A 12,319-nucleotide genomic window follows, 5' to 3' on the forward strand; every position below is an offset into this window, starting at 1 on the left:
CTCGGAGGCACCGCATGCGACGACGCATGTCCGGTGCGCTGGCCGGCACGCTAGCCGTGCTGGTCAGCGCCTTGACGCTGACCCCGTTCCAGCCGTCCGCGACGGCCGCGCCCGCGTTCAACTACGGCGAGGCCCTGCAGAAGTCGATCTGGTTCTACGACGCCCAGCGGTCCGGCGACCTGCCCGCCGACAACCGGGTCAACTGGCGCGGCGACTCGGCGTTGCGCGACGGCAGCGACGTCGGCCTCGACCTGTCGGGCGGCTTCTACGACGCGGGCGACCACGTCAAGTTCGGCCTGCCGTTCGCGGCCACGATGTCGATGCTGGCGTGGGGCGCGGTGGAGAACCGCGACGCCTACGAGAGCTCGGGCCAGCTGCGGCACCTCATGGCGAACCTCAAGTGGGGCACGGACTGGATCATCAAGGCGCACCCGTCGCCCAACGTGGTCTACGGGCAGGTCGGCAAGGGCGACGACGACCACAAGTGGTGGGGCGCGGCCGAGGTCATGCAGATGGCCCGCCCGTCGTACAAGGTGGACGCGTCCTGCCCCGGCTCGGACCTCGCGGGCGAGTACGCCGCGGCGATGGCGTCGGCCTCGATGGTGTTCAAGGCGACCGACCCCACCTACGCCGCCACGCTGCTGACCCACGCCAAGCAGCTCTACAGCTTCGCCGACACCTACCGCGGCAAGTACAGCGCCTGCATCACCGACTCGGCGAACTTCTACAACTCCTGGAGCGGCTACCAGGACGAGCTCGTGTGGGGCGCGATCTGGCTGTACCGCGCCACGGGTGACGCGAGCTACCTGGCCAAGGCCAAGGCGGAGTACCCGAAGCTGTCCACGGAGCCGCAGACCACCACGCGCTCCTACCGGTGGACCATCGCGTGGGACGACAAGTCCTACGGCGCCTACGTGCTGCTGGCCAAGCTGACCGGTGAGGCCGAGTACGTCGCCGACGCGAACCGGTGGCTGGACTACTGGACCACCGGCTACAACGGCAACCGCGTGCGGTACTCGCCGGGCGGCCAGGCGCACCTCGACACCTGGGGCTCGCTGCGGTACGCGGCCAACACCGCGTTCGTCGCGCTGGTCTACAGCGACTGGCTGCGCGAGCGCGACGCCGCGAGGGCGACCACCTACCACGACTTCGGCGCGCGGCAGATCAACTACGCGCTGGGCGACAACCCGCGCAGCTCCAGCTACGTCGTCGGCTTCGGCGCCAACGCGCCGAAGAACCCCCACCACCGCACCGCGCACGGCGCGTGGGCCGACACCATGCAGGAGCCGGTGACCAGCAGGCACGTCCTGTACGGCGCGCTGGTCGGCGGCCCCGGCACGAACAACGACTCCTACAAGGACGACCGCACCGACTTCGTCGCCAACGAGGTCGCGCTGGACTACAACGCCGGGTTCACCGGCGCGCTCGCCCGGCTCTACAAGGAGTACGGCGGCACGCCGCTGGCGAACTTCCCGGTCGCGGAGGCCACCGACGGCCCCGAGCTGACCGTGCAGGCCTCGGTCAACCAGAGCGCGGCCGGCTTCACCGAGATCAAGGCGTTCGTCCTCAACAAGACCGCGTGGCCCGCCCGGATGTTCAACGGCTCGCTGCGCTACTACTTCACCCTCGACGGCGCCACCACGCCGGACCAGATCACCGTCACCACCAACTACAACCAGTGCGGCACGCCCAGCGGCGCCAAGCAGCACAGCGGCTCGGTGTACTACGTGGACGTGCCGTGCCCCGGCGTGTACCCCGGCGGCCAGTCCGCGCACAAGCACGAGGTGCAGTTCCGCATCACCAGCGCGGGCACGTGGGACCCGTCCAACGACTGGTCGTTCGAGGGCCTCGGCACGGGCAACACGGTGGCGCTGACCGAACGCCTGGTGCTGGTCCAGGACGGCCGGGTGCAGTGGGGCAAGGAACCCGGTCCGGCGGTGGTGGACCGCGAGGCGCCCACCGTCCCGATCGGCCTGCGGGCGGTCACCGGCCCCGACAACACCTTCACCCTGGGCTGGAACGCCTCCACCGACAACGTCGGGGTGACCGGCTACGACGTGCTCCGGGCGGACGGCACGATCGTAGGTGCCACGGCCACCCCGACGTTCCCCCTCTCCGGTCTCGCGCCCGGCTCGCACTCCTTCTCGGTGCGGGCCAAGGACGCGGCGGGCAACGTGTCGGCCGCGAGCACGCCGATCGTGATCACCGTGGCGGACAACGGCGACCGCGAGGCGCCGACCGTCCCGAGTGGACTGACGGCCGCCGCGGTCACGAGCACCGGCGCGACGATCACCTGGACCGCCTCCACCGACAACAACGCCGTGGTGGGCTACGACATCCTGCGTCCGGACGGCTCGGTCGCGGCCACCACGACCGGTGTGAGCCACCAGCTGACGGGCCTCACCGCCGACACCGCTTACACCTTCGCCGTCCGCGCCAGGGACGCCGCCGGCAACGTCTCCGCGCCCAGCACCGCGGTGACGTTCCGGACCGCGCGGGGCGGCGCGACCGGCCCGGTCGCCGTGCAGCAGCGCGGCAACGGCTCGGCGAGCGCCAACCAGATCGGCGCGACGCTCGCCGTGGTCAACCGCGGCACGACGGCGGTCGACCGGTCCACCGTCACGCTGCGGTACTGGTTCACCGGCGACACCGCCAACGCCAACTACCAGGTGTTCTGCGACTGGGCGGTGGTCGGCTGCGCCAACGTGCGCGCCACCGTCGTGAAGCTGCCCAACGCCCGGCCGGGCGCGGACTCCTACCTCCAGGTGTCCTTCACCGCGGGCACGCTCGCCGCGGGCGCGAGCACCGGCGACATCCAGTTGCGGGTGGCCAAGTCCGACTGGTCCACCTTCAACCAGGCCGACGACCACAGCTACCGGGTCAGCGCGACCCTCACCGACTTCGACCGGGTGACCGCCTACACCGGCGGAACCCTCGCCTGGGGCACGGAGCCCTAGCACCCAGACTCGGCACGGGGCGTTCTGCGCGCCCAGGCGTCCCGTGCCGACTCCACTCCGCCCCGCCCTTTCAAGCTCGCGGGTCAATGGCTGATCCGTGCAGGAGGAGGACGCATGAGGTACCGCACCAGAGCGGGACGGTTGCGCACCGGTCCGCTCGCGCTGATAGCCGCGGCGGCAACTGCCGCGGGTGTTATGCCGTTCGTCGCGCCGGTGGCGAACGCGGCCGTGGCTTGCACGGTCAACTACCAGGTCACGAACCAGTGGCAGGGTGGCTTCGGCGCCAGCGTGTCCATCCGCAACGAAGGTGACGCGGTCAACAACTGGCGCCTCACGTGGACCTTCCCGGACGGCCAGCGCGTTCAGCAGGGCTGGAACGGCACGTTCTCGCAGAGCGGCGCCGCGGTCACCGTGGCGGCGCCGGGTTGGGCGCCGAACCTCGGCACGGGCGCCACCGTCACGCCGGGCTTCAACGGCTCGTGGACCGGCCAGAACCGGCCGCCCACGGACTTCGCCCTCAACGGCACGCGGTGCACCGGGCCGAACGTCAACGTCGACCCGACGGTGACGCTGACGTCGCCGACGCCCGCGCAGACGTTCCAGTCCGGCCAGGCGGTCCCGCTGGCGGCCACCGCGAGCGACACCGACGGCACCGTCTCCAAGGTCGACTTCCTGGCCGACGGTGTGGTCGTCGCGACCGACACGAGCTCCCCGTACACGGGTTCGTGGACCGGCGCGACCGTGGGCGAGCACGCGATCGTGGCCCGCGCCACCGACGACAAGGGCGGCATCGGCAACTCCAGCATCGCCAGCATCCGCGTCATCGCGGGTCAGGCGATCCAGGCCAGCCCGGCGTCGCTGACCGTGCGGCAGGGTGCCACCGGCACCTTCGGCGTCTCGCTGGCCACCGCGCCGACCTCGAACGTGACGGTCACCGTGGCGCGTTCGGGCGGCAGCACCGACCTCACGGCCGGCCCGGCGTCGCTGACGTTCACCCCGACCAACTGGGCGACCAAGCAGAACGTCACGGTCACCTCGGCGGCCAACGGCGGCGCCCTGGGCACGGCGACGTTCACCGCGAGCGCCACCGGCGCCGCGTCGGCCACGGTCGAGGTGCGGGAGACCAGCGCCGACACCTCGCCGTTCGAGCAGGAGTTCCTGGACCTCTACGCCAAGATCAACGACCCGGCGAGCGGCTACTTCCGCACCTTCTCCGATGGCCTGAAGGTGCCGTACCACTCGATCGAGACGCTGATGGTCGAGGCGCCGGACCACGGTCACCAGACCACGTCCGAGGCGTTCAGCTACTACCTGTGGCTGGAAGCCAGCTACGGCAAGATCGTGGGTGACTGGGCGCCGTTCAAGAAGGCCTGGGCCTCGATGGAGAAGTACATCATCCCGGCCAAGGCGGACCAGCCCACCAACGACAAGTACGACGCCTCCAAGCCGGCGACGTACGCGCCGGAGCACCCGCGGATGGACCAGTACCCGTCGGTGCTCGACTCCGGCGTGCCGGTGGGTCGCGACCCGATCGCGGCCGAGCTGAAGTCGGCCTACGGCAACAGCGACATCTACGGCATGCACTGGCTGCTCGACGTCGACAACACCTACGGCTTCGGCCGGTGCGGCGACGAGTCCGACGCGGCGCCCGCGTACATCAACACCTACCAGCGCGGTTCGTCGGAGTCGGTGTGGGAGACCATCCCGCAGCCGTCCTGCGACACCTTCGCGCACGGTGGCCCCAACGGCTTCCTCGACCTGTTCACCAAGGACGCCAGCTACGCCAAGCAGTGGAAGTACACCAACGCCCCGGACGCCGACGCGCGTGCGGTGCAGGTGGCCATGCTGGCGCAGGAGTGGGCGACCGAGCAGGGCAAGGCCAGCGAGGTCGCGCCCGAGCTGGAGAAGGCCGCCAAGATGGGCGACTACCTCCGCTACGCCATGTTCGACAAGTACTTCAAGAAGATCGGCAACTGCGCCAGCCCGAGCTGCGCGGCCGGTACCGGCAAGGACAGCGCGCACTACCTGATGTCCTGGTACTACGCGTGGGGTGGCGCGACCGACACGTCCGCCGGTTGGGCGTGGCGCATCGGTGACGGCGCGTCGCACCAGGGCTACCAGAACCCGCTCGCGGCCTACGCGTTGGCGAACGTGCCCGCGCTGAAGCCGAAGTCGGCGACCGGCCAGCAGGACTGGGCCACGTCGATGACCCGCCAGCTGGAGCTGCTGCAGTGGCTCCAGTCGGCCGACGGCGCCATCGCCGGTGGTGTCACGAACAGCTGGGAGGGTTCCTACAGCGCGCCGCCTTCGGGCACGCCGACCTTCTACGGCATGTACTACGACGCCCACCCGGTGTGGCGCGACCCGCCGTCGAACCGCTGGTTCGGCTTCCAGGCGTGGCAGATGGAGCGCACCGCCGCCCTGTACGAGAAGACCGGCAACGCGGCGGCCAAGAAGATCCTCGACAAGTGGGTCCCCTGGGCCATCGCGAACACCACCGTCGGCACCGGCGGCCAGTTCCAGATCCCGAACGACCTGACCTGGACGGGCGCTCCGGACAACTGGAACGCCACCAACCCCGGCGCCAACGCGGGCCTGCGCGTCACCGTCGACAACCACAGCCAGGACGTCGGCATCGCCGCGTCCTACGCCAAGACGCTCCTCAACTACGCGGCCAAGTCGGGCAACGCCCAGGCGAAGACCGTCGGCGAGGGCCTCTTGACGGCGATGTTGTCGCACAAGGACGACAAGGGCATCGCGGTGCCGGAGCAGCGCAAGGACTACAACCGCTTCGACGACGTCTACAACACGTCGACGCGTGAGGGTCCTTACGTTCCGACGGGCTGGTCGGGCGACATGCCCAACGGCGACCAGATCAAGCCCGGTGTGTCCTTCGTGGACATCCGCTCGATGTTCAAGCAGGACAAGGACTGGCCGAAGGTCCAGGCGTACCTGGACGGCGGCCCCGCGCCGACCTTCACCTACCACCGGTTCTGGGCGCAAGCTGAGATCGCCACGGCGTTCCAGCTGCACGTGGAGCTGTTCGGGTAGACCCGCGAAGGTCGCCGACACCCCCCTCACGACGTGGTGAGGGGGGTGTTCGGCGTGTCCCGGATCGTCTCAATTGCCGAATGCGCTCGCCGCTGACCTCGCGGATGAAACAACCCTGAAACTTCGGTGTTGACTCCGGCGAGAGAGCTGTGCCACATTTCTGGCACCCCGCCCCGCTGACCCCGGTCGGCGGCGTTGTCGCAGCGATCGAAACGATTCGATTCAGTGAGCTGCACCTTCGAATTATTCGACGAGCGCGAGAGGTGTGCCGTGGACCCGTTGCCGTTCCGCGATCCGGGTCTGCCGGTCGAGGACAGGGTGACCGACCTGCTCGGCCGGCTGACCGACGAGGAGAAGGTGGCGCTGCTGCACCAGTACCAGCCCGCCGTGCCGAGACTGGGGTTGGCGGCGTTCCACACGGGCATGGAGGCGCTGCACGGCGTCGCGCAGGTGGGTGCGGCCACGGTGTTCCCGCAAGCCGTCGGGTTGGCTTCGTCGTGGGACACCGACCTGGTGCGGCGGGTCGGCGAGGCGACCGGCGTGGAGGTGCGGGGCTTCCACCACCGCGACCCGGTCCGGCACGGGCTGAACGTGTGGGCGCCGGTGGTGAACCCGTTGCGCGACCCGCGGTGGGGCCGCAACGAGGAGGGCTACTCCGAGGACCCGACGCTGACCGCCCTGATGGGCACGGCGTACGCGAGCGGGCTGCGCGGCGACCACCCGCGCTACCTGCGGACGGCGCCGACGTTGAAGCACTTCCTGGGCTACAACAACGAGGACGACCGCTGCGTCACGTCGTCCGACCTGCGGCCGAGGGTGCTGCACGAGTACGAGCTGCCGTGCTTCCGGGGACCGGTCGAGGCGGGCGCGGCGGTGGCGGTGATGGCGTCGTACAACCTGGTCAACGGCCGTCCGGCGCACCTGAGCCCGTTGATCGAGCAGGAGTTGCGGACGTGGGCGCCGGACGGTCTCGCGGTCGTCAGCGACGCCTACGCGCCGTCGAACGTGGCCGGGTTGCAGGCGTACCTGCCGACGCAGGCCGAGGGGCACGCGGCGTTGCTGAACGCGGGCCTGGACAGCTTCACCGACCAGGACGACGACCCGACGTTGACGATCGAGAGCGTCACCACGGCGATCAAGGACGGCCTGCTGGACCGGGCGGTGGTGGAGCGGGCCGTCGGCCGGGTGCTCGCGCTGCGGTTCCGGCTCGGCGAGTTCGATCCCGCGCCCAAGGACTCGGACCCGGACGACCCGGCGGAGGCCAACCCCTACCGGGCGATCACCTCGGACGTGATCGGCACGCACGGCGAGCTGGCGCTGGAGGCCGCGCGGCAGGCGGTCGTGCTGCTGCGCAACGAGTCCGCGCTGCCGCTGGCGCGCGGCGCGAAGCTCGCCGTCATCGGCACCCACGCCGACACGGTGTTCGAGGACTGGTACGGCGGCACCCCGCCGTACGAGGTGACCGTCCGAAGGGGACTGGAGGAGTTCACCTCCTCCATCGCCTACACCGAGGGGGTCGACCGGATCGCGCTGCGCGCGGCGGACGGCCGCTACCTCGGGGTGCGCGGCGGCGTCGTGGGCCTGGGGGAGCGGGCGCTGTTCGACCGCTTCGACTGGGGCGGCGGCGTGTGGACGTTGCGGGACGTGGGTTCCCGCCGCTACCTGGGCGTGGCCGAGGACGGTTCGCTGGTCGCCACCGCCGCCGCGCCCGGCGGCTGGGACGTGCGCGAGCTGTTCGAGCCCAGGCTCACCGCCGGCGGTGTGGTGCTGCGCAACACCGTCGGCGGAGCCGACAACCCGGCGACGGTGGAGGGTGGTGCCGTTCGGCTGGACGCCGAGCCGTTCCAGGTCGAACGCGTGGTGGACGGGATCGCCGCCGCCGCGGAGGTCGCCGCGCAGGCCGACACCGCGGTCCTGGTGCTGGGCAACGACCCGCACATCAACGGCCGCGAGACCGAGGACCGGACCACGTTGCGGCTGCCGTCGCTCGACCTGGTGCGCGCGGTGCGGGAGGCCAACCCGAACACGGTGCTGGTGCTGGTGAGCAGCTACCCGTACGCGCTGGACGGCGAGGAAGAGCACCTGCCGGGCATCGTGTGGACCGCGCACGGCGGGCAGGAGCAGGGCCGGGCGGTCGCGGAGGCGTTGTTCGGCGCGTTCTCCCCGTCGGGCAAGCTCACCCAGACCTGGTACCGGTCCGACGACGACCTGCCGGACATCTTCGACTACGACATCATCCGGGCCGGCGGCACCTACCTGTACTTCACCGGCGAGCCGCTGTTCCCGTTCGGCCACGGGCTGTCCTACACCACGTTCGAGTACTCCGACCTCGCGTGGGCCGACGGCGTCGCCACGGTCTCGGTCACGAACACCGGCGACGTCGCGGGCGCGGAAGTCGTGCAGCTGTACGCCGCGGCGCTCGACTCGCGGGTGCGGCGGCCGGTGCGCGAGCTCCAGTCGTTCCGGCGGGTCCACCTCGCGCCCGGCGAGACGGCGGTGGTCGAGCTGCGGTCCGACCAGCTGTGGCACTGGGACGTCGTCACGCACCGCCGGGTGGTCGAGGCGGGTCGGTACGAGCTGCTGGCCGGGGCGTCGTCGCGGGACGTCCGGGCCCGGTTGGTGGTCGACGTGCCGGGGGAGGCGCTCGCGCCGCGCACGGGCGCGTTGCCCGCCTTGGACTTCGACGACTGCGACGACGTGCGACTGGTGGACGACGAGGTCGTGTTCACCCGTGAGGGCGCGTGGATCTCCTTCCAGGACGTGACACCCGGGGCGCGGTCCGCACCACCGGGCACGCGGATCTCGGTCGACGGCACGTCGCTGGTGCTCACCGCCGAGACGGCCGGCGTGCGCGTGCGGGAGGTGCGCTGACGTGGTCACCATCGCCGATGTCGCGCGGCACGCCGGAGTCGCGCCCAGCACCGTGTCGTACGTGCTCACCGGCCGCCGCTCGATCTCCACGGCCACCAAGGCGCGGGTCGAGGCGAGCGTGCGCGAGCTGGGCTACCACCCGCACGCGGGCGCCAGGTCGCTGGCCAGCAACCGCGCCAACGTGCTCGCGCTCGTGCTGCCGATGCGCGAGGGCATGCACATGCCGGTGCTGATGCAGTTCGTCGTCGCGGTCGCCAACGCGGCCCGCCGGCACGACCACGACGTGCTGCTGGTGACCGCCGACCAGGGCGCGGCGGGGCTGCGCCGGGTGGCGGGCAGCGCCCAGGTCGACGGGCTGCTCGTGATGGACGTGGAGATGCACGACGAGCGCGTGCCCGTGCTGCGGGACCTGGACCGGCCGTCGGTGCTGATCGGCTTCCCCGCCGACGCGGCCGGGTTGACGTGCGTGGACCTGGACTTCGCCGAGGCGGGCTCGCGGTGCGTGGACCACCTGGCCGACCTCGGGCACACCTACGTGGCGCTGGTCGGCGCGCCGCGCGCCGTCTACCAGCGCGACACCGGTTTCGCGCACCGGACCATGGCCGGGTTCAGCGCGGCGGCGATGCGTCGCGGCGTCTCCTCGACCACGCTGCCCACGGAACCCGACCACGGGTCGGTGCGGGCCGCCATCACCGGCCTGCTCGAACGCCACCCCGCGGTGACGGGCCTGGTGGTGCACAACGAGGCCGCGCTGCCGTCGGTGGTCGAGGTGCTGCGGTCGTTGGGCCGCAAGGTGCCCGACGACATCGCCGTGATCGCGATCTGCCCGGACGACCAGGCCGAACGGCTGATGCCGCCGCTGACCTCGGTGGCCGTGCCCGCCGAGCAGTTGGGCCACCACGCGGTGGCGCTGCTGATGGCCAAGCTGGACCGGACGCCGACCCCGCCGCTGACGTTGCTGCCGCCCCGGCTGACCGAACGGGCCAGCACGACCCGCTGACCGACGCCCGTCCGTGACCGACCCGGTGCGGACGGGGCGTCCGGCGTCGCGGACCTGCCGCCGCCGCTACCCTCCGGTGGATGAGCGACAACCACGTCGTGGTCATCACCACCACCGACAGCGAGGACGCGGCCGGCACGTTGGCGAAGGCGATCGTGGGGGCGCGGCTGGCGGCGTGCGTGCAGATCAGCGGCCCGGTCCGCAGCGTCTACCGGTGGGACGGCGCGGTCAACGACGACCGGGAGTGGCAGCTCTGGATCAAGACCGCCTACGACCGGGTGGACGAGCTGACCGAGTTCGTCACGGCGCGCCACACCTACGACGTACCCGAGGTGCTGGCCCTGCCGGTGCTCGGCGGCAACCCCGACTACCTGGCGTGGCTCACCGAGGAGACCCGGCCGTCCCCGTGACGGCCGGTTTGGCGGGCCGGTCCCGGGTCACCCCCCACCCATGGTCCCGACCTCGGCGCACGACCTGTACCGGCGGTGGCTCGACGAGCTGTGGAACGGCGGCCCCGACGCCGCCGAACGGCTGGTCGCCGCGGACTTCGTCGGGCACTGGCCGCACCGCGACGTGACCGGACCGGCCGAACTCGCCGCCGTCGTCGGCGAGACCCACGCGATGTTCGGCGACCTGTCCTTCACCCTCGACGTCGGCCCCATCGTCGAAGGCGACCTCGTCGCGGCGCGCTGGACCGGTCGCGGCCGGACGGCGGAGGGGCCGACGAGCTTCTTCGGCAACGACATCCTGCGGGTCCGGGACGGCCTGTTCGTCGAGTACTGGGTCGCGACCTGGACGCAGACCTGATGGCCGGTGCGGCTCACCGCGGCCGGCCGTCCAGGAACGCCGTGATCAGCGCGGCTCCGGTGGCGGCCAGCCAGGCGCGCAGGTCGAGCAGGTCGGGGCGCAGCCGGCGGGTGGCCGCGACGTCGGCCCGGTAGCCGCGCTCGTTCAGCCACTCGTTGGCGTGCGCGAAGTCCTCGCCGATCTGCCTGACGGCCTCGATCGGGACCTGCTCGTACGGCAGCTCGCGGCCGGTGGCCGCCGAGATCGCGGCGGCGATCCCGACCGGCGTGACCTCGTCCCCGGCCAGGTCCTCCGCGCGGCCGATCCACTCGTGCGGCTCGGCGAAGGCCGTCGCGACGAACGCGGCCACGTCGTCCACCGCGATGAGCTGCTGCGGCACGTGCGGTGCCAGGCCGGTGGACACCGTGCCGCCGCGCAGGGCGTAACCGCCGGTGAAGTTCTCCATGAACGACACCGGGCGCAGGACGGTGGCGGGCAGGCCGAGGTCGGCGACGTGCCGTTCGATCCGGTGCTTGCTGACCAGGTTGACCGGCAGCACCTCGGTGGCGTGGCGGCCCGCGCCGGCGACCGAGCTGAACACGAGGTGCCCGACACCGGCCGCCCGGGCGGCTTCGGCGACGTTGACGCCCCAGCGGACCTCGTCGTCGGCGCCGAACCCCGGCGGTGTGCCGGGTGAGCCGACCGTCGGCTGCACGCTGAACACGCCGTGCGCGCCGTCCATCGCGGCGACCAGCGAGCCCACGTCCTCCATGTCGGCGCGCACCAGCGGCGCGGGCGACTCGGCCCTCGCCGGGTCGCGGGTCAGCGCGCGGACGCGCCAACCGTCCGCCAGCAGCCGGGCCGTCACCGCGCGACCTTGCGTGCCGGTCGCGCCGACCACCGCGATCGTCTTGTCCACAGCTCTCCTCAGGTGGTAACCGGGGTGGGACCCCATTTGCTGGGCGGTACGATATGGAGGACCACCCCGGTTAGTCCAGTGCCTTTCGGGAGGAGCCGTCCGATGCGTGCCGACGCGCGCCGGAACCGTGAGCGGATCGTCGAGGTCGCCGGTGTCGCGATCGCCGAGCAGGGCGCGGACGCGTCACTGGAGGAGATCGCCCGCCGGGCCGAGGTCGGGTCGGCCACCCTGCACCGGCACTTCCCGACCCGTCAGGCGCTGCTGGAAGCGGTGTTCACCGACCGGGTCGAGGCGTTGTGCGAGCGGGCCCGCGCCCTGGCCGCCGACCTGGCGCCCGGACCCGCGCTGGTGGCCTGGCTGCGTGCGGTCGGCGGGCACGCGGCGGCGAACCGCGGCCTGGCCGCGTCACTGCTGCGCGGCGCGGACCCGTCCCTCGGCCGCACGTGCCACGCGATGATCACCGCGGCCGGCGACGGGCTGCTGGCGGCGGCCCGCCGTGCGGGCGAAGTGCGCGCCGACGTGGCCGTCGTGGACCTGCTGAAGCTGGCCAACGCCGTCGCGCTGGCCGCGGAGGGCGAGCCCGCCGAAGCCGACCGCCTGCTCACCCTGGCCCTGACGGGCATCCACCCCGAGAGTCCTACCTCCAGCACCCGAGAGTCCTACCTCCAGCACCCCTGAATTCAACGTTCACCACCTCGGCCGCTCGTCGCGAGCGTTGAACTCGGGGGTCGCGAA

General features: G+C 71.8%; 8 protein-coding genes. 7 read left to right on the forward strand and 1 reads right to left on the reverse strand.

What is annotated here, in order from left to right:
* Positions 1–14: 14 nt before the first annotated feature.
* The 6 genes from LNK82_RS04840 (at position 15) to LNK82_RS04865 (ending at position 10,686) form a co-directional block, all read left to right on the forward strand.
* Positions 15–2,957 (forward strand): glycoside hydrolase family 9 protein, encoded by a 2,943-nt coding sequence (locus LNK82_RS04840; protein WP_230565700.1) that lies wholly within the window; start codon positions 15–17, stop codon positions 2,955–2,957.
* 114 nt (positions 2,958–3,071) lie between these two features.
* Complete coding sequence (locus LNK82_RS04845) at positions 3,072–6,008, forward strand: glycoside hydrolase family 48 protein (protein WP_230565701.1); 2,937 nt, start codon at positions 3,072–3,074, stop codon at positions 6,006–6,008.
* Between the two features lie 270 nt (positions 6,009–6,278).
* On the forward strand, positions 6,279–8,879 hold the full coding sequence (locus tag LNK82_RS04850) for a beta-glucosidase family protein (RefSeq protein WP_230565702.1): 2,601 nt from the start codon (positions 6,279–6,281) through the stop codon (positions 8,877–8,879).
* 1 nt (position 8,880) lies between these two features.
* On the forward strand, positions 8,881–9,879 hold the full coding sequence (locus tag LNK82_RS04855; RefSeq protein ID WP_230565703.1) for a LacI family DNA-binding transcriptional regulator: 999 nt from the start codon (positions 8,881–8,883) through the stop codon (positions 9,877–9,879).
* An 80-nt stretch (positions 9,880–9,959) separates the two neighbouring features.
* Positions 9,960–10,289, forward strand: a complete 330-nt coding sequence (gene cutA / locus LNK82_RS04860; RefSeq protein WP_230565704.1) for a divalent-cation tolerance protein CutA — start codon at positions 9,960–9,962, stop codon at positions 10,287–10,289.
* Positions 10,290–10,329: 40 nt separating this feature from the next.
* Positions 10,330–10,686: an ester cyclase gene (locus LNK82_RS04865; RefSeq protein ID WP_230565705.1), complete on the forward strand. Its 357-nt coding sequence runs from the start codon at positions 10,330–10,332 to the stop codon at positions 10,684–10,686.
* 13 nt (positions 10,687–10,699) lie between these two features.
* Here LNK82_RS04865 and LNK82_RS04870 read toward each other — a convergent pair whose 3' ends face one another.
* Complete coding sequence (locus LNK82_RS04870) at positions 10,700–11,584, reverse strand: NmrA/HSCARG family protein (protein WP_230565706.1); 885 nt, start codon at positions 11,582–11,584, stop codon at positions 10,700–10,702.
* A gap of 102 nt (positions 11,585–11,686) precedes the next feature.
* Here LNK82_RS04870 and LNK82_RS04875 point away from each other — a divergent pair, with 102 nt between their 5' ends.
* The gene (locus LNK82_RS04875) at positions 11,687–12,262 is read left to right on the forward strand and encodes a TetR/AcrR family transcriptional regulator (protein ID WP_230565707.1); all 576 of its coding nucleotides are present in this window, start codon (positions 11,687–11,689) and stop codon (positions 12,260–12,262) included.
* The last annotated feature ends 57 nt before the right edge of the window (positions 12,263–12,319 follow it).

Source organism: Saccharothrix luteola, assembly GCF_020859565.1.
In the GTDB taxonomy this organism is placed as follows: Bacteria; Actinomycetota; Actinomycetes; order Mycobacteriales; family Pseudonocardiaceae; genus Actinosynnema; species Actinosynnema luteola.